General features: G+C 66.4%; 18 protein-coding genes. 16 read left to right on the top strand and 2 right to left on the bottom strand.

Going from position 1 to position 18089, the window contains the following annotated elements:
- The first annotated feature begins 16 nt into the window (after positions 1-16).
- From ACN8ZM_RS09825 to ACN8ZM_RS09790, 8 genes are all read left to right on the top strand, one after another.
- Entirely contained in the window at positions 17-343 is a 327-nt protein-coding gene (locus ACN8ZM_RS09825) for a YbaB/EbfC family nucleoid-associated protein (RefSeq protein ID WP_043188249.1), read from the top strand.
- A gap of 31 nt (positions 344-374) precedes the next feature.
- Complete coding sequence (recR, locus tag ACN8ZM_RS09820; RefSeq protein ID WP_006478665.1) at positions 375-971, top strand: recombination mediator RecR; 597 nt, start codon at positions 375-377, stop codon at positions 969-971.
- 48 nt (positions 972-1019) lie between these two features.
- On the top strand, positions 1020-2225 hold the full coding sequence (locus ACN8ZM_RS09815; RefSeq protein WP_043188252.1) for a CaiB/BaiF CoA transferase family protein: 1206 nt from the start codon (positions 1020-1022) through the stop codon (positions 2223-2225).
- A 222-nt stretch (positions 2226-2447) separates the two neighbouring features.
- The gene (gene surE / locus ACN8ZM_RS09810; RefSeq protein ID WP_089450614.1) at positions 2448-3209 is read left to right on the top strand and encodes a 5'/3'-nucleotidase SurE; all 762 of its coding nucleotides are present in this window, start codon (positions 2448-2450) and stop codon (positions 3207-3209) included.
- The gene (locus ACN8ZM_RS09805; RefSeq protein ID WP_043188419.1) at positions 3206-4138 is read left to right on the top strand and encodes a protein-L-isoaspartate(D-aspartate) O-methyltransferase; all 933 of its coding nucleotides are present in this window, start codon (positions 3206-3208) and stop codon (positions 4136-4138) included. The genes surE and ACN8ZM_RS09805 overlap by 4 nt, the downstream gene beginning before the upstream one ends.
- A 5-nt stretch (positions 4139-4143) precedes the next feature.
- Complete coding sequence (locus ACN8ZM_RS09800) at positions 4144-5031, top strand: peptidoglycan DD-metalloendopeptidase family protein (protein WP_043188256.1); 888 nt, start codon at positions 4144-4146, stop codon at positions 5029-5031.
- Between the two features lie 11 nt (positions 5032-5042).
- Entirely contained in the window at positions 5043-6131 is a 1089-nt protein-coding gene (gene rpoS, locus ACN8ZM_RS09795; RefSeq protein WP_089450612.1) for an RNA polymerase sigma factor RpoS, read from the top strand.
- A gap of 3 nt (positions 6132-6134) precedes the next feature.
- The gene (locus tag ACN8ZM_RS09790; protein ID WP_043188263.1) at positions 6135-6911 is read left to right on the top strand and encodes a 3'-5' exonuclease; all 777 of its coding nucleotides are present in this window, start codon (positions 6135-6137) and stop codon (positions 6909-6911) included.
- 33 nt (positions 6912-6944) lie between these two features.
- On the opposite strand, the gene ACN8ZM_RS09785 is transcribed toward ACN8ZM_RS09790, so the two are convergent.
- Complete coding sequence (locus ACN8ZM_RS09785; protein ID WP_420209896.1) at positions 6945-7799, bottom strand: endonuclease/exonuclease/phosphatase family protein; 855 nt, start codon at positions 7797-7799, stop codon at positions 6945-6947.
- 219 nt (positions 7800-8018) lie between these two features.
- Here ACN8ZM_RS09785 and rlmD point away from each other — a divergent pair, with 219 nt between their 5' ends.
- Positions 8019-9416 carry a 23S rRNA (uracil(1939)-C(5))-methyltransferase RlmD gene (gene rlmD, locus ACN8ZM_RS09780; protein ID WP_080741774.1) on the top strand — a complete coding sequence of 466 codons (1398 nt, stop codon included), beginning with the start codon at positions 8019-8021 and terminating at the stop codon, positions 9414-9416.
- Between the two features lie 65 nt (positions 9417-9481).
- Here the strand turns inward: rlmD and ACN8ZM_RS09775 are convergent, their stop codons facing one another.
- Complete coding sequence (locus ACN8ZM_RS09775) at positions 9482-10180, bottom strand: Bax inhibitor-1/YccA family protein (protein WP_006761414.1); 699 nt, start codon at positions 10178-10180, stop codon at positions 9482-9484.
- Positions 10181-10429: 249 nt separating this feature from the next.
- On the opposite strand from ACN8ZM_RS09775, the gene ndk reads away from it, so the two are divergent.
- From ndk to bamB, 7 genes are all read left to right on the top strand, one after another.
- Positions 10430-10855 (top strand): nucleoside-diphosphate kinase, encoded by a 426-nt coding sequence (gene ndk / locus ACN8ZM_RS09770; RefSeq protein WP_011352265.1) that lies wholly within the window; start codon positions 10430-10432, stop codon positions 10853-10855.
- Positions 10856-10910: 55 nt separating this feature from the next.
- Positions 10911-12050 (top strand): 23S rRNA (adenine(2503)-C(2))-methyltransferase RlmN, encoded by a 1140-nt coding sequence (gene rlmN / locus ACN8ZM_RS09765; protein WP_043188276.1) that lies wholly within the window; start codon positions 10911-10913, stop codon positions 12048-12050.
- Positions 12051-12213: 163 nt separating this feature from the next.
- Complete coding sequence (locus tag ACN8ZM_RS09760; protein WP_420209895.1) at positions 12214-13239, top strand: helix-turn-helix domain-containing protein; 1026 nt, start codon at positions 12214-12216, stop codon at positions 13237-13239.
- Positions 13240-13351: 112 nt separating this feature from the next.
- Complete coding sequence (ispG, locus tag ACN8ZM_RS09755; RefSeq protein ID WP_043188280.1) at positions 13352-14656, top strand: flavodoxin-dependent (E)-4-hydroxy-3-methylbut-2-enyl-diphosphate synthase; 1305 nt, start codon at positions 13352-13354, stop codon at positions 14654-14656.
- Between the two features lie 16 nt (positions 14657-14672).
- Positions 14673-16013 (top strand): histidine--tRNA ligase, encoded by a 1341-nt coding sequence (gene hisS / locus ACN8ZM_RS09750; protein ID WP_039360260.1) that lies wholly within the window; start codon positions 14673-14675, stop codon positions 16011-16013.
- A 55-nt stretch (positions 16014-16068) separates the two neighbouring features.
- Positions 16069-16698 carry a tetratricopeptide repeat protein gene (locus ACN8ZM_RS09745; RefSeq protein WP_043188288.1) on the top strand — a complete coding sequence of 210 codons (630 nt, stop codon included), beginning with the start codon at positions 16069-16071 and terminating at the stop codon, positions 16696-16698.
- Positions 16699-16739: 41 nt separating this feature from the next.
- Positions 16740-17885, top strand: coding sequence for an outer membrane protein assembly factor BamB (gene bamB, locus ACN8ZM_RS09740; RefSeq protein ID WP_043188291.1), 1146 nt, complete (start codon positions 16740-16742; stop codon positions 17883-17885).
- The last annotated feature ends 204 nt before the right edge of the window (positions 17886-18089 follow it).

The following is an 18089-nucleotide window of genomic DNA, read 5'->3' as shown; positions in this document are numbered from 1 at the left end:
AAGAAGGAGTATTCCCATGTTGAAAGGCAACCTCGCCGGACTGATGAAGCAAGCGCAGCAAATGCAGGAAAACATGAAGAAGATGCAGGAGCAGCTTGCGCTGATCGAAGTCGAAGGGCAGTCGGGCGCCGGCCTCGTCAAGGTGACGATGACGTGCCGCAACGAAGTGCGTCGCGTGTCGATCGACCCGAGCCTGCTCGCGGACGACAAGGACATGCTCGAGGATCTCGTCGCGGCTGCGGTCAACGACGCCGTGCGCAAGGCCGAAGCGACGTCGCAGGAAAAGATGAGCGGCATGACGTCGGGCCTGCCGCTGCCCCCGGGCTTCAAGCTGCCGTTCTGAGCGCAGCGTCCGTGCCACTTTTTGCTGCCGTATGAAACAGCCGTCCGCCCTGTCCGCTCTCGTCGAAGCGTTGCGCGTGCTGCCCGGCGTCGGGCCGAAATCCGCCCAGCGCATGGCGGTCCACCTGATGCAGCACGATCGGGAGGGCGCGGAGCGGCTCGGCCGGTCGCTGCTGTTCGCAACCGAGCACCTGCAGCACTGCGAGAAGTGCAACACGTTCACCGAAGCGCAGATCTGCGAGGTCTGCAGCGACGAAGAGCGTGATCCGACGCTGCTGTGCGTCGTCGAGACGCCTGCCGACCAGATCATGCTCGAGCAGACGATGACTTACCGCGGGCTGTATTTCGTGCTGATGGGCCGGCTGAGCCCGCTCGACGGGATCGGCCCGAAGGAAATCCATTTCGACCGTCTCGTGCGGCGCGCGTCCGATGGCGTCGTCAAGGAAGTCGTGCTCGCGACCAACTTCACGAACGAGGGCGAAGCCACCGCGCACTACCTCGGCCAGACGCTGAAGGCGCGCGGGCTCGCGGTCACGCGCCTCGCGCGCGGTGTGCCGGTGGGCGGCGAGCTCGAATATGTCGACGCGGGCACCATCGCCCGCGCGATGCTCGACCGTCGCACGATGTAAGCCGGGCGCCGCCGGCCGGCGGCGCCGTTCCTCATGCCAGGGAGACACATGAGCACCAGCCAGGGCCCGCTCGCGGGCGTCAAAGTGCTCGAATTCGGGACGCTGATCGCGGGACCGTTCGCGTCGCGGCTGTTTGCCGAATTCGGCGCGGAAGTGATCAAGATCGAGGATCCGAACGGCGGCGACCCGCTGCGCAAGTGGCGCAAGCTGCACCCGGAGCAGGGCGGCACGTCGCTGTGGTGGTCCGTCCAGGCGCGCAACAAGAAATCGGTCACGCTCAACCTGAAGGCCGATGCCGGCAAGGCGATCGCGCGGCAGCTCGCGCGCGAGGCCGACATCGTGATCGAGAACTTCCGCCCGGGCCTGCTCGAAAAGCTCGGGCTCGGCTACGACGTGCTGTCGGCCGACAACCCGGGTCTCGTGATGGTGCGCCTGTCCGGCTACGGGCAGACGGGCCCGTACCGCGACCGGCCCGGCTTCGGCGCGATCGCCGAATCGATGGGCGGGCTGCGTCACATCACCGGGTATCCCGACCTGCCGCCGCCGCGCATCGGCATTTCGATCGGCGACTCGATCGCCGCGCTGCACGGCGTGATCGGCGCGCTGATGGCATTGCATCACCGCAAGGTCAACGGCGGTGCGGGGCAGGTGGTCGACGTTGCACTGTATGAAGCCGTCTTCAACATGATGGAAAGCGTGGTGCCCGAATACGGCGTGTACGGGATGGTGCGCGAGCGCACCGGCGCGTCGCTGCCGGGCATCGTGCCGTCGAATACCTATGCGTGCCGCGACGGTAGCATCGTGATCGGCGGCAACAGCGATCCGATCTTCAAGCGGCTGATGAAGGCGATCGAGCGCGACGACCTCGCCGACGATCCCGCGCTCGCGCAAAACGACGGACGCGTGCCGCGCACGCAGGAGATCGACGACGCGATTGCCGCGTGGCTCGCGCCGCGCACGATCGACGAAGCGCTCGTCGTGCTCAACGCGGCCGATGTGCCGGCCGGGCGCATCTACAGCGCCGCCGACATGTTCACCGATCCGCAGTTCGTCGCGCGGCAGATGATCCAGCGCTTCAAGCTGGCCGACGGCACCGACATTCCGCTGCCGAACATCACGCCGAAGCTGTCGGACACGCCGGGCGAAACGCGCTGGCTCGGGCCGGAACTCGGCGAGCACACGGACGAGGTGCTGCGGGGCCTCGGCTACGATGCGCAAGCGATCGCCGCACTGCGCGACGCGGGTGCAATTTGAGCATCCTCGGGCCTGTCGCTTCACGCCGGGCTCCCCGAAGGGGGTATTCCCCAAGGGGGCGCCGTTGGCGGCGGAACACCCGGGGCGGTTCGACGCTTTCCTGAGCGCGCGGAACGCCGCCGCGCAACGCGGCGGCACAGCGTGCGCGGGCGCCCGCAACGGTCCATCCGCAGCCGCCGGACTGTCGCTCTCGCGCCATCTTTCCTCGGTTACAATCGCCGGATGCGAATCCTACTCAGCAACGACGACGGCTATCTCGCCCCCGGTCTCGCCGCGCTCAGCGACGCGCTGCAGCCGCTGGCCGAACTCACGGTGATCGCGCCCGAGCAGAACTGCAGCGGCGCGTCGAATTCCCTCACGCTGTCGCGGCCGCTGTCGGTGCAGCGCGCGGCGAGTACGGGTTTCTTCTACGTGAACGGCACGCCGACCGATTCGGTGCACGTCGCGTTGACCGGGATGGCCGACGCCCGGCCGGATCTCGTCGTTTCCGGGATCAACAACGGCCAGAACATGGGCGAAGACACGCTCTATTCGGGGACAGTTGCGGCCGCCACCGAAGGCATCATGTTCGGCGTGCCGGCCATTGCGTTCTCGCTGGCCGACAAGGGCTGGGCTCATCTGGCGGACGCCGCGCGCGTCGCCGCGGAAATCGTCGCGCACTACCTTGCGCATCCGCTGCCGGGCCAGCCGCTGCTGAACGTGAACATTCCGAACCTGCCTTACGACGAACTGAAAGGCTGGAAGGTCACGCGCCTCGGCAAGCGTCATCCGTCGCAGCCGGTGATTCGCCAGACCGACCCGCGCGGCGAACCGATCTACTGGATCGGCGCGGCGGGCGACGCGATGGACGCCAGCGAAGGCACCGATTTCCACGCGGTCGCAAACGGTTTCGTGTCGATCACGCCGCTGCAACTGGACCTCACGCATACGCAGATGCTTCCCGCGACGCGCGAATGGGCGCGCGCCGGAGGGCGGGCTTCATGAGCGGCGAGCGCGCGAAGCGGTTCCCGCTCGCGCTCGAAGATCTCAAGCGAGCGCCACGCAAGTCGGAAGGTCGGGCCGGCGAACGCCATGCGGCGGTCGCGGTATCGAAGGCCGCCGACAAGCCCGCCGCCGCGCTGAAACCGGTTGCGGTGAAGCCTGCTGCGGCGCGCACGGCGTTGCCCGGCTCCGCGGCCGCGAAGCCCGCGACCGCGCCGAAGCCGACCGTGCTGAAGCCTGCGATGCCGAAGCCGGCCGCACCGAGCGTCGCGCCGGCCGGCGCGTTCGCGCTCACGTCGGAACGTGTGCGCGAACGGATGGTCGAACGGTTGCGCGCGAACGGCGTGACCGACGCGCGCGTGCTGGAAGCGATGGCGGCAGTGCCGCGTCACCTGTTCGTGGATCCCGGGCTTGCGACGCAGGCCTACGAGGATTCGGCGCTGCCGATCGGCCATCAGCAGACCATTTCAAAGCCGTCGGTTGTCGCGCGCATGATCGAGCTCGCGATGGCCGGCCGCACACTCGAGCGCGTCCTCGAGATCGGCACGGGCTGCGGCTACCAGGCCGCCGTGCTGAGCCACGTGGCACGCGACGTGTATTCGATTGAACGCATCAAGCCGCTCTACGAGCGCGCGAAGCTGAACCTGCGGCCGCTGCGCGTGCCGAACATCCGTCTGCACTACGGCGACGGGCGTGTCGGCCTGCCGTCCGCGGCCCCGTTCGACGCGATCGTGATCGCGGCGGCGGGGCTCGACGTGCCGCAGGCGCTGCTCGAGCAGCTCGCGATCGGCGGGCGGCTCGTCGCGCCGGTCGGCGCGCAGAGCGGGCAGCACCAGGTGCTCACGCTCGTCGAGCGCGTCGCGCACGCGCAATGGAGAGAGTCACGGCTTGATCGCGTTTTCTTTGTCCCTTTAAAATCCGGAGTAATTTGAAACCGATGAGTATGTTGCGCGCGATGCAAAACAACCGTTCCAGGGAACCGCTCACGCTCGCCCAGCGCGCGATCTGCGTAGCTGCGTTCTCCACGCTACTGGCCGCCTGTGCGACGCGGCTCGACAACGCGCCCGTCGTCGATCGCTCCGGTTCGCTCGGCACGACCGGCACCGCGCAGCCCGCGGCGCCGCTTCCCCCTGCGCCACCGGGTTACTACCGGGTGAAGCCGGGCGACACGCTGTACCGGATCGCACTCGAAAACGGGCAGAACTATCGCGACATCGCCGCATGGAACAACCTGGCGAACCCGAATCAGATTGAAGTCGACCAGCTGCTGCGCGTTTCGCCGCAGGCCGGTGCCGCCGTTGCGGGCACGCAGGTCGCCGCGCCGATCGCGGGCGCAGCCGTTGCGACCGCGCCGCTCAGCAGCGGCCCGGCAACGCCGTCCGCCGGCACGTCGTCCTCGGTTGCGCCGCCGCCTGCCGCGGCAGCCGCATCGAGCGATACGGCCGCCGCGCCGAGCGGCCCCGTGACGTTCGCGTGGCCCGCGCGCGGTCCCGTGCTGAACGGTTTCGACGACGCGAAGAACAAGGGCGTCAATATCGGCGGTACGGCCGGCGAGACCGTGAAGGCGGCGGCCGACGGCCGCGTCGTCTACTCCGGCAATGGCCTGCGCGGCTACGGCAACCTCATTATCATCAAGCACGATGCAACTTACCTCACGGCGTATGCACACAATCGCGCTTTGATGGTAAAAGAGGGGGACGCGGTAACGAAGGGGCAGAAGATCGCCGAGATGGGGAATAGCGATTCCGACCGCGTGATGCTGCATTTCGAGGTTCGCCGGCAGGGTAAACCTGTCGATCCGCTGAAGTATTTGCCGCCTCAATAACCGAGACGACCATGCCGAAATCGAAGCGCCACGAGCCGCAAGCCGAGTCTGAGAAGATCAGTCGTGCCACGCAAGCGTCGGTGGGGCGAGCTGGTGCTTCGACGGACGACGAAGACGACGTCGCGGACAACGAGCGTGACCTCGAGGCACGCGACGCCGACGCGGACGGTGGCGACGATGAGCGCGAAGGCCGCCCGGAGGCGGCGCCCGACGTCGACGATTTCCGCACGATGCTGCAGGCCGAGCTCACGGCCGACACGATCCAGCATTACCTGAACCGCATCAGCGTGAAGCCGCTGCTCACCGTCGAGGAGGAGCAGCGCTATTCGCGTCTGGCCAAGGCCGGCGAATTCGAGGCGCGGCAAGTGATGATCGAGCGCAACCTGCGCCTCGTCGTCAGCATCGCGAAGGGGTATCTGAACCGTGGCGTGCCGCTGCTCGACCTGATCGAGGAAGGCAACCTCGGCCTGATGCACGCGATCGAAAAATTCGACCCGACGCGCGGCTTTCGTTTTTCGACCTACGCGACGTGGTGGATCCGGCAGAGCATCGAGCGGGCGATCATGAACCAGGCCCGCACGGTGCGCCTGCCCGTGCACGTGATCCGCGAGCTGAACCAGGTGTTGCGCGCGAAGCGCCACCTCGAAAAGAATTCGATGTCGACGGGCGAAGCGGCCGAGCGCCGGGAAGCCAGCATCGACGACATCGCCTATCTCACCGGCAAGACCGCCGAGGAAGTCACCGATATCCTCGCGCTCAACGAGCACACGGCGTCGCTCGACGCGCCGCTCGACCTCGATCCTGCGAGCAGCCTGCTCGACCTGCTGCCCGACGACCAGAGCCAGTCGCCCGACGCCGAGGTGCAACACCGCGAGCTCGAGACGCTGACGCGCGCGTGGCTGTCGCGGCTGTCCGACAAGCATCGCCATGTGATCGAGCGCCGCTTCGGCCTGAACCACATCGAACCGGCGACGCTCGAGGAGCTGGCCGACGAGATGGGGCTCACGCGCGAGCGCGTGCGCCAGATCCAGCAAGAAGCGCTGGTGCGCCTCAAGCGGTTTTTTGCCTCCAACGGCGTGCGCAAGGACGCCGTTCTGTAACTGATGACTCCGATTCTTGTTTTTGACATCGAGACGATTCCCGATGTCGACGGCATTCGCCGTCTGGAAGACCTGCCTGCGACGCTCGACGATGCCGCGGTGGCCGAACATGCGTTCGCCGCCCGTCGCGAGAAGACCGGCAGCGATTTCCTGCCGCACCACCTGCAGCGTATCGCAGCGATCTCGTGCGTGTTCCGCGACAACAACGGTTTTCGCGTGCGCTCGCTCGGCACGATGCAGGACAACGAGGCGACGCTGATCCAGTCGTTCTACCGCGTGATCGAGAAATACACGCCGCAACTCGTGTCGTGGAACGGCGGCGGCTTCGATCTGCCGGTGCTCCATTACCGCGCGCTCGTGCACGGCATCCCCGCGTCCCGCTACTGGGATCTCGGCGAAGACGATCGCGAATTCAAGTGGAACAACTACATCTCGCGCTACCACTCGCGGCATACCGACCTGATGGATGTGCTCGCGATGTACCAGGCACGTGCAAACGCGCCGCTCGACGCGCTCGCGAAGATGTGCGGCTTTCCGGGCAAGCTCGGGATGGACGGCAGCCAGGTGTGGCCGGCGTTCCAGAACGGGCAGATCGAGGAAATCCGCAATTATTGCGAAACCGACGTCGTCAATACCTACCTGCTGTATTGCCGGTTCCAGTTGATGCGCGGCGGTCTCACGCCGAGCGAATACGCGGATGAAATCCTGCTCGTGAAGAACTCGCTTGCACAGGAGCCTGCGTCGCACTGGGCCGAATACCTGGCCGGCTTCGACGCGTAGCGCGGGCGGGGCGCGCCGCGGCCGGCGTCTTGATCAATCGAGTTCGAGCAGCACCGGCTGGTGATCCGACGCGCGCACATCGCCGTCGATCTCGCAGCGCGTGATGCGCGGCAGTAGCGTATCGGTCACGAACACGAAGTCGCACGCGAGCGGCCCCTCCGACCATTGCACCGTATCGTAGACGCCCGCCGTCGGCGGTGGCGTGCGGCCGGGGTGCCGAGCGACCCATGCGTCGACGAAACGCGGCGCGTCTGCGATCGGCTCCAGGAAGCGGCAATAGGCTTCGCTGCCGAATGCGCTGTTGAAATCGCCGCAGACGATCGCATCGCACGGCTGGCCGGTCGCGCTGAATGGTCCCTCGGCGGTTTCGGCGGGCGCCGGTCGTGCCGCGTGCGCGCAGGCCTCGCGATGCCGGCCGCGCAGTGCGTCGACCTGAGCGAGCCGCTGGCGCGCCGAATAATATTCCAGATGCGTGGTGACCACCCGCAGCGGCCCGAAGGGTGCCTGCAGCTCGACGTCGAGCGCGACGCGCGGCATCGACGGCGCGTCGGCGTCGGCCGGCCACGGCAGCAACTGGCGGAGCACGCGCCCGACCGGGAGCCGGGTCGCGATCGCGTTGCCGAACTGGCGGCGCGGTGCACCGGCTTCGATGGGCGGCAGGTCGGCGCCGATCGCTTCGACGATCGTATGGCCGGGCAGCAACGCCGCGAGTTCGGCGAACTGGTCGTTGCCGGGCCGGCCGGGCAGTGCGCCGAAGCCGCGCGTGACTTCCTGCAGGCATAGCACGTCGAAGTCGCCGAGCCCGCGGATTGCCGCGACGGTCCGCGAAAGATCGACGGCGCCGTCCGCGTCCCGACCCCATTGGATGTTCCAGTCGATCAGTCGCATGGTCGAATCTCCTGTCGGGCGGATTGCGGGCGAGGGCGGGTCCTGACCGGCTCCGCGGTCGCCCTGGCCAAGGGTGCTCCCGGGCCGCCTGTGTGGCCGCTCCCGCGCAATGCCGGGGCGCCTATGCTTAAGTATCGACGCTTGCCTCATGCAAAGCGGGCGATGCGGGCCTTCGTCGTCTACAATCTCGCCTTCTTCAACGTTTGTCAGGAAAAGCTGGTGTCCGAAGCCGTCCCCACTTCTGCGCGCAAATCAAGAAATGCGCCCGTCGCGCCCGGGCCCGCCCCGGTTCTCGAGATCGAATCGCTCGACATGGAAGCGCGCGGTGTCGGCCGCACGATCACCGAGGACGGCGAGCCGGGCAAGGTCATCTTCGTCGAGGGGGCGCTGCCGGGCGAGCGCGTGACCTATTCGAGCTTCCGCCGCAAGCCGAGCTACGAGCAGGCGACGGTTGTCGACATTCTGCGCCCGAGCGTGATGCGCACGCAGCCGAAGTGCACGTTCTTCGGCACCTGTGGCGGCTGTTCGATGCAGCATCTCGACATGCGCGCGCAGGTGGCGGTCAAGCAGCGCGTGCTCGAAGACAACCTGTGGCACCTGGCAAAGCTGCGCGCGGAAACGATGTTCGCACCGATCCACGGCCCGTCGTGGGGCTATCGCTACCGTGCACGCCTGACCGTACGCAACGTCGCGAAGAAGGGCGGCGTGCTGGTCGGATTCCACGAGAAGAAGAGCAGCTACGTTGCCGACATGACGAGCTGCGAAGTGCTGCCGCCGCATGTGTCGGCGATGCTCGTGCCACTGCGCCGGCTCGTCGAAGGGCTGTCGATCCGCGATCGGATGCCGCAGATCGAGCTCGCGGTCGGCTCGGAAGTCACGGCGCTCGTGCTGCGCGTGCTGGAGCCGATCAACGCGGACGACGAGGCGCTGCTGCGCGCGTTCGCGGACGAGCACAAGGTGCAGTTCTGGCTGCAGCCGAAGGGCCCCGATACGGTGGCGCCGTTCTATCCGCTCGACGTGTCGCTCGACTACACGCTGCCGGAATTCGGTATCCGCATGCCGTTCAAGCCGACCGATTTCACGCAGGTCAACCATCAGATCAACCGCGTGCTGGTGGGCCGCGCGCTGCGCCTGCTCGCGCCGTCGCGCGACGACCGCGTGCTCGACCTGTTCTGTGGGATCGGCAACTTCACGCTGCCGCTCGCGCGGCTGTCGCGCGAAGTGATGGGCATCGAGGGCAGCGACACGCTGACGACGCGTGCGCTGGCGAATGCGCGCGAGAACGGTGTCGACGGCCACACGACGTTCGCGTGCCGGAACCTGTTCGAAGTGACGGGCGACGACATGCGTGCGCTCGGCGCATTCGACAAGTTCCTGATCGACCCGCCGCGCGAAGGCGCGCTCGCGGTGTCGAAGGCGCTGGCCGAGATCGCGCAGAGCGGTGAGGGCCCGCTGCCGAAGCGGATCGTCTATGTGTCGTGCAACCCGTCGACGCTGGCGCGCGACGCGGGCCTGCTCGTGCACGAGGCCGGCTACCGCCTGAAGGGCGCCGGTGTCGTGAACATGTTCCCGAATACGTCGCACGTCGAATCGATCGCGCTGTTCGAGCGCGACTGAACGCCGGGCGGCGGACGAAAAAAAACCGGCCCGCGGGCCGGTTTTTTCATGTTGCGTGGCGAACGTCAGTTGCGGTTGCCGCCGAAGATGCCGAGCAGCGCGAGCAGGTTCGTGAACACGTTGTACAGGTCGAGGTAGATCGCGAGCGTGGCCGAGATGTAGTTCGTCTCGCCGCCGTTCACGACGCGCTGGACGTCGAACAGCATGTACGCGGAGAAGATCGCGATCGCGAGTACCGACACGGTGAGCATCAGCGCCGGGAGTTGCAGGAAGATGTTCGCGACCGAGGCGAGCAGGATCACGATCACGCCCATGAACAGCCACTTGCCGAGCCCCGAGAAGTCGCGCTTGCTGACGGTGGCGATCGTCGCCATCGCGGCGAAGATGATGCCGGTGCCGCCGAACGCGAGCATGATCAGCGACGGGCCGTTCGAGAAGCCGAGGATGAAGCTCAGCAGCCGCGACAGCATCAGGCCCATGAAGAACGTGAAGCCGAGCAGCACGAACACGCCGGCCGCGCTGTTTTTCGTCCGCTCGATCGCGAACATGAAGCCGAACGCGATCGCGAAGAACGCGAGCAGGCTCATCATCGGGCTCGTGGCCGCGAACAGCGAGAAGCCCGTCGCGACGCCGACCCAGGCGCCCAGCACGGTCGGCACCATCGACAGCGCGAGCAGCCAGTACGTGTTCCGCAGCACGCGGTTGCGAACCTCGGCGGTGCTGACGGAACCGCCGCGGCCGAAATTGTACGGATAGTCGTTCATGGTTTCTCCTAACATTGAACGCATGGGCGTCCGGGGCCGGTTCGGCGCGCGCGGTGTGCGGCGCAGCAAACCGGAGCAGCTATGGCTAAGATACGTTCCGTGCCGGGAGGTTTCAATGGCCGGGCGGCACAAAACATATGGATTCTGAACCTTTCATGCGTGTAAGGGTTCAATCGCAATGATACACGGGATCGTGCTACAATAGCGGATTCATTTGAACCTGTAACTTCTTAATTTTTTGGAGTTTTTATGGCAATCGAGCGCACCCTGTCGATCATCAAGCCGGATGCGGTGGCAAAGAACGTGATCGGCCAGATCTACAGCCGTTTCGAAGGCGCCGGCCTGAAGATCGTCGCATCGCGCATGGCACACCTGTCGCGTGCTGACGCAGAGAAGTTCTACGCGGTTCACGCAGCGCGTCCGTTCTTCAAGGACCTCGTCGATTTCATGATCTCGGGCCCGGTGATGATCCAGGTTCTGGAAGGTGAAGGCGCGATCCTGAAGAACCGCGACCTGATGGGCGCGACGGATCCGAAGAAGGCAGAAAAGGGCACGATCCGCGCCGACTTCGCCGACAGCATCGACGCGAACGCCGTTCACGGCTCGGACGCTGCTGAAACGGCAGCGGTCGAAGTCGCGTTCTTCTTCCCGGAAATGAACGTTTACTCGCGCTAAGCCCTGGCTGGCAGCAAGTAGGCAGGATTCAGCGCACGCGGCAAGGCAGCACATCATGACGAGCGAAACTTCCGTCAATCTTCTCGACTTCGATGCCGAGGGTCTTGTCGCGTACTGCGGCAGCCTCGGCGAGAAGCCGTTCCGCGCCAAGCAGTTGCAGCGCTGGATCCATCAGTACAACGCTGGCGATTTCGACGGCATGACCGATCTCGCGAAGTCCTTGAGAGAAAAACTCAAGGGCCGCGCGTCGATCGGCATGCCCGAGATCGCCAGCGATCACGTTTCCGCCGACGGCACACGCAAGTGGCTGATCGACGTCGGAAACGGCAATGCGGTCGAAACCGTGTTCATCCCGGAAGAGACGCGCGGCACGCTGTGCGTGTCGTCGCAGGCCGGGTGTGCGGTCAACTGCCGCTTCTGTTCGACGGGCAAGCAGGGCTTTTCCCGCAACCTGTCGACAGCCGAAATCATCGGCCAGCTACGGATGGCCGAATTTGCGTTGCGAGCGTCGCTGGGCCGCGCGCCCGGCCCGAACGGCAAGGCCGAACGGGTCGTCACCAACGTGGTGATGATGGGCATGGGCGAGCCGCTGCTGAATTACAGCGCGGTCGTGCCGGCGATGCGGCTGATGCTCGACGACAACGCGTACGGCCTGTCGCGCCGCCGCGTCACGCTGTCGACGTCCGGCGTGGTGCCGATGATGGATCGTCTCGGCGCCGAGTTGCCGGTCGCGCTGGCCGTTTCGCTGCACGCGCCGAACGATGCGCTGCGCGACGAGCTGGTGCCGCTCAACAAGAAGTATCCGCTGCGCGAGCTCATGGCGGCTTGCCAGCGTTATCTGAAAGTCGCCCCGCGCGACTTCATTACTTTCGAATACTGCATGCTGGACGGCGTCAACGACACCGAAGCGCATGCGCGCGAACTGCTGGCCGTCACGCGCGACGTGCCGTGCAAGTTCAATCTGATCCCGTTCAATCCGTTTCCGGAATCGGGCCTCATCCGCTCGAAGCCGGAGCAGATCAAGCGCTTTGCACAGGTTCTTCTCGACGCGGGTGTCGTCACGACCGTGCGCAAGACGCGCGGCGACGACATCGATGCCGCGTGCGGCCAGCTGGCCGGCGCAGTGAAGGACCGCACGCGCCTCGCGGAACGAACGGGTGTGGCAGGAAAAATCATCGAAGTTCGGTCGGTTTGACATGGACGCCTGGCCGGGGATGCCAGGACCTTTGGGCGGTACAACACGCGAATAGCGATCGGTCGCGGCGCCTCGGCGTCGCGCATGGTATGGACAGTTGCGGGTGCTGCCGGCAGGAGCCGGCGGCGGCCGCCAGTGAAGAAGAATCGACGCGAGGACAAGGATGAGTGAGCCGCAGCCGTCTAACGGCGCAGAGACGAATGGCGCGAAGCCGGCACCGGCAGGGTTGGAATCGCTTGCGGCGGTCGGCAGCCGGCTGGCGCAGCTTCGGGAGGCGAGGGGTTGGACCGTCGACGACGTGTCGGCGCGACTCAAGGTCGCACCGCAGAAGCTTCGGGCGCTCGAGGCCGGTGACATCAGCCATTTGCCCGGTGTGACGTTTGCGCTCGGCGTCGTGCGCAGCTACGCGAAGATGCTCGGCGTCGATCCGGAACCGTTCGCGCAGGCGTTGCGCCGTGAGCGCGGGGTGCCGGAAGTCGACCTGTCGATGCCCGCGTCGTCGGGGACGGATCTGCCGCGCGGCCGCGTGTCGATTCCGCTGGGCGGGTCGTCGCGGCATCACCCGTGGCTGTGGGGCACGGCGATCGTCGTCGTCGCGGTGGTTGCGGTACTGATGTGGCACACTGGCGGCGATTCGGCGAGCCTGCTCGCGCGCTTCAAGAGCGGCGACGCGGAGCATGCGTCGGCCGCGAGCGTGCCGGCTGGATCCTCGTCGTCAGTCGAAGAGGCGGCATCGAGTGGTGCGTCTGCCGTGGTCGCGAATGAGGTTCCGGCCCCGGCTGCTGCTTCTGCCGCCCCGGCGCCGGTCGTGGCGTCGGCTGCTCCGGCACCTGCACCCGTGGCGCCGGTCGTGACGGCGGCTGCGTCGCAGCCCGTCGTGGCAACGACGGCGGCCAGCGCCGCTGCGCCGGCCCAGCCGGCGAGTGTCGTGGTGGCGGCCGGCCAGTCGATGATCGAGTTGAAGGTCAAGCAGGACAGCTGGTTCAGCGTGCGTGACAAGAGCGGCAAGGAGCTGTTCTCCGGGCTGGTGCACGGCGGCGAGGCGAAGCAGGTCGCTGGCGACGGGCCGTTCAAGGTCACGATCGGCAATAAGGCAGGCCTCGATACGGTTGCGTTCGACGGAAAACCTGTCGATCCGGCAAAATATTCGGCAGCGCGGGGTAATGTGGCGCGGTTCACGTTGCCCTGACGTCAAGCGCCGTGGCGAAGGCCTGTCGTCGATATCGGCAGGCCGTGAGGGCACGGCGCTTTTTCAATTCATGCGCCGCGCCGCGGCGCATTCCGCGTAAATGGATCTATCGATGCAATCCGAAGCTCAATCCCCACGCAGCAGTCAGATTTGTTCAACCGAGCCGGTGTTCGGCGGGCATCAGCCGCGCCGCGTATCGCATGCGGTGGATGTCCGTTGGGGCGGGCAGCTCGTGACGATCGGCGGCGACGCGCCGGTGCGCGTGCAGTCGATGACGAATACCGACACGGCCGACGCGATCGGCACGGCAATCCAGATCAAGGATCTCGCGAATGCGGGCTCCGAACTGGTGCGCATCACGGTCAATACGCCCGAGGCCGCGGCCGCCGTGCCGGCGATCCGCGAGCAGCTCGACCGGATGGGCGTGACGGTGCCGCTCGTCGGCGATTTCCACTACAACGGCCACCTGCTGCTGCGCGACTACCCGGGCTGCGCGGAGTCGCTGTCGAAGTACCGGATCAACCCGGGCAACGTCGGCCAGGGCGCGAAGCGCGACACGCAGTTCGCGCTGATGATCGAAGCGGCCGCCAAGTACGACAAGGCGGTGCGGATCGGCGTGAACTGGGGCAGCCTCGACCAGGACCTGCTCGCGCGCATGATGGACGAGAACGGCGCGCGTGCGCAGCCGTGGGATGCGCAGAGCGTGATGTACGAGGCGCTGATCCAGTCGGCGATCGGCTCGGCCGAGCGTGCGGTCGAACTGGGCCTCGGCCGCGACCGCATCGTGCTGTCGTGCAAGGTCAGCGGCGTGCAGGACCTGATCGCCGTGTACCGCGAGCTCGGCCGCCGCTGCGGCTTCGCGCTGCACCTCGGGCTGACCGAGGCGGGCATGGGCTCGAAGGGCATCGTCGCGTCGACGGCTGCGCTCGGCGTGCTGCTGCAGGAAGGGATCGGCGACACGATCCGCATCTCGCTGACGCCGGAGCCGGGCGCGCCGCGCACGGGCGAGGTGATCGTCGGCCAGGAAATCCTGCAGACGATGGGCCTGCGCTCGTTCGCGCCGATGGTGATCGCGTGCCCGGGCTGCGGCCGCACGACGAGCACGTTGTTCCAGGAACTCGCGATGCAGATCCAGACCTACCTGCGCGAGCAGATGCCGGTCTGGCGCAAGGAATATCCGGGCGTCGAGAAAATGAACGTCGCGGTGATGGGCTGCATCGTCAACGGCCCGGGCGAATCGAAACACGCGAACATCGGCATCAGCCTGCCGGGTTCGGGCGAAAACCCGGCCGCACCCGTCTTCATCGACGGCGAGAAGGTCAAGACGCTGCGCGGCGAGCGGATCGCCGAGGAATTCCAGCAGATCGTCAGCGACTACGTCGCACGCAATTACGGCCGCGCTGAGGCCACGAACTAATTCGTCCACACACACGATGACTGAACAAAAACGCAAGATCGAGAAGCTCACCGGCGTCAAGGGCATGAACGACATCCTCCCGCAGGATGCCGGCCTTTGGGAGTTCTTCGAAGCCACCGTGAAATCGCTGCTGCGCGCATACGGTTACCAGAACATCCGCACGCCGATCGTCGAGCACACGCAGCTCTTCACGCGCGGCATCGGTGAGGTCACCGACATCGTCGAGAAGGAGATGTACAGCTTCACCGACGCGCTGAACGGCGAGAACCTGACGATGCGCCCGGAAAACACCGCGGCGGTCGTGCGCGCGTCGATCGAGCACAACATGCTGTACGACGGCCCGAAGCGCCTGTGGTACATCGGCCCGATGTTCCGTCACGAGCGTCCGCAGCGCGGCCGCTACCGCCAGTTCCACCAGGTCGGCGTCGAGGCGCTCGGCTTTGCGGGTCCCGATGCGGATGCCGAGATCATCATGATGTGCCAGCGCCTGTGGGACGACCTCGGCCTGACCGGCATCAAGCTCGAGATCAACTCGCTCGGCCTCGCCGAAGAGCGTGCCGCGCACCGCGTCGAACTGATCAAGTACCTCGAGCAGTTCGCCGACGTGCTCGACGAGGATGCGAAGCGTCGCCTGTATACGAACCCGCTGCGCGTGCTCGATACGAAGAACCCCGCGCTGCAGGAAATCGCGCAGAACGCGCCGAAGCTGATCGACTTCCTCGGCGACGAGTCGCGCGCGCACTTCGAAGGGCTGCAGCGCCTGCTGCTCGCGAACAACATCCCGTTCAAGATCAACCCGCGTCTCGTGCGCGGCCTCGACTACTACAACCTGACCGTGTTCGAGTGGGTCACCGACAAGCTCGGCGCGCAGGGCACGGTTGCGGCCGGTGGCCGCTACGATCCGCTGATCGAGCAGCTCGGCGGCAAGCCGACCGCCGCGTGCGGCTGGGCGATGGGCATCGAGCGGATCCTCGAACTGCTGAAGGAAGAGGATCTCGCGCCCGAGCAGGAAGGTGTCGACGTGTACGTCGTGCACCAGGGCGAGACCGCACGTGAACAGGCGTTCATCGCGGCCGAGCGCCTGCGCGATACGGGCCTCGACGTGATCTTCCACTGCAGCGCCGACGGTGCGCCGGCCAGCTTCAAGTCGCAAATGAAGCGAGCCGACGCAAGCGGCGCTGCGTTCGCGGTGATCTTCGGTGAAGAAGAGGTTGCGAACGGGACGGTGGGCGTGAAAGCGCTGCGCGGTGCGGGCGGAGATGGGGAAAAGAACGTTCAGCAGACCGTACCGGTCGAAGGCTTGACCGAATTCCTAATCAATGCGATGGTTGCATCCGCCGAAGACGGCGACGACTGATCGCGCTGGCATCCGCTCGACAAGAAAGGCCTGAACAGGAAGGAATCGCTCGCCGATGAGTTATCACGACGAACAAGAATCGATTGAAAGTCTCAAGGCGTGGTGGGCCCGCTGGGGTAACCTCACCACGTGGATCGTGCTCGCGGCGCTCGTCGTCGCGGCCGGTTTCAACGGCTGGAACTACTGGCAGCGCCGTCAGGCTGCCGAGGCGTCCGGGCTGTACGAGCAGGTCCAGAAGGCCGCCGCCGCGAACGACAAGGCGACGATGGCCCGCGCGGCCGCCGACATGGAAGACAAGTTCGGCAGCACGCCGTATGCGCAGATGACGGCGCTCTCCGCCGCGAAGACGCTGTACGCGGCCGGCGACGCGGCAGGTGCGAAGGCGCAGTTGCAATGGGCCGTCGATCACGCCAAGGATGACGAGTACAAGCAGATCGCGAAGCTGCGTCTCGCGGCGCTGCTGCTCGACGAGAAGGCGTACGACGCGGGCCTCGCGCTGCTGTCGGGTACGCCGGTCGATGCATTCAAGGGCCTCGTGGCCGATCGCCGTGGCGATCTGCTTGCTGCGCAAGGCAAGACCGACGATGCGCGCGCGGCTTACAAGCTTGCGCTCGACGGCCTGTCGAAGGACGACCAGTCTGCGCGCCAGCTCGTTCAGTTCAAGCTGGACGCGCTCGGCGGCTGAACCCTGGTCCCCTCAACCTCTTAACTCTGCTTCGCTAACCGATGAATTTGCTGAAACGTTACGCTGTGCCCGTTGCCTGCGCGGCGGCTGTCCTCGCATTGACGGCCTGCTCGTCGACGAAGGATGCGCGCCGCGTGCCGACGCCGCTCACCGAGTTCAAGCCCCAGATGGACGTGCAACAGGTCTGGAAGGCGGGCGTCGGCAAGGGCGGGCGCTACCTGTTCTCGCCGGTGGCCGTAGGCGACGCCGTCTATGCGGCGGGCGAAAACGGTTCGGTCGAGAAGATCGACGCGAAGACGGGCCAGACGCTCTGGCGCGCGAAGGTCGGTTCCGACCTGTCGGCCGGTGTCGGCAGCGACGGCAACCTGACCGCGGTCGGCGCGCTGAAGGGCGGCGTGTTCGTGCTGGGCCCGGACGGCAAGCAACTGTGGAAGACCAGCGTGCAGGGCGAGATTTTCTCGCCGCCGCTCGTCGGCAACGGCCTTGTCGTCGTCCGCACGATCGATGGCCAGGTGATCGCGTTCAACGCGCAGACGGGCGAGCAGAAGTGGAACTACCGCAACCGCGCGGTGCCGCTGAACCTGCGCGTGTCGGCCGGCATGACGTTCGCGGGTGACGCGGCGGTGCTGGCGGGCTTCCCGGGCGGCGGGCTGGTCGCAATCAACCTGCAGACGGGTGAGCCGTTCTGGCAGACGCCGGTGTCGTTTCCGAAGGGCGTGACCGAGGTCGAGCGCATCAACGACGTCAGCGGCCCGCCGACGCTCGTGGGCGCGGAAGCCTGCGCGGTGACGTTCCAGGGGCAGCTCGGCTGCTTCGATGCAAACTCGGGCCGCCCGCTGTGGGAAAAGGCGTTCTCGAGCCGCAGCGGTCTCGCGCAGGATGATTCGGTGGTCGCCGGCGGCGACGACTGGTCGGTCGTGACGGCGTACGATGCCGCTTCGGGCAACGAGCTGTGGCGCAACGACAAGCTGAAGAGCCGTGACGTCGGCGTGCCGTATCTGCTCGGGCACGCGGTCGTGATGGGCGATTACAAGGGCTTCGTGCACTTCCTGTCGCGCGAAGACGGCAGCTTCATCGCACGGATGAAGACCGACGGCAGCGCGATTACGGCGGCGCCGGTCCTCGCGGGCAATACGCTCGTCGTGCAAACGAAGGACGGCGGCCTGTACGGATTCCGTCCGCGCTGACGCGCAGGAAACATGCGCGGCCGCGGTGTGACGGGCTTTGTCCCGCGCACCGCGGCCGCGCGATTTGAAGGCGGCCGGTGCTCCCGGCCGCTCGGTATTTGAAAGGCAGTTCGAGACGAAAGACGACGGCGCGCAACGCGCGCCAGGCGCGCGCATCCGGCGCGGCGCGAATTCGTGATATTTTCATTCAGCGCAGCCGCCCGC

It is taken from the genome of Burkholderia aenigmatica, assembly GCF_048627025.1.
GTDB classification, from domain to species: Bacteria; Pseudomonadota; Gammaproteobacteria; order Burkholderiales; family Burkholderiaceae; genus Burkholderia; species Burkholderia aenigmatica.
This window is presented reverse-complemented; position numbering and strand designations above follow the sequence as displayed.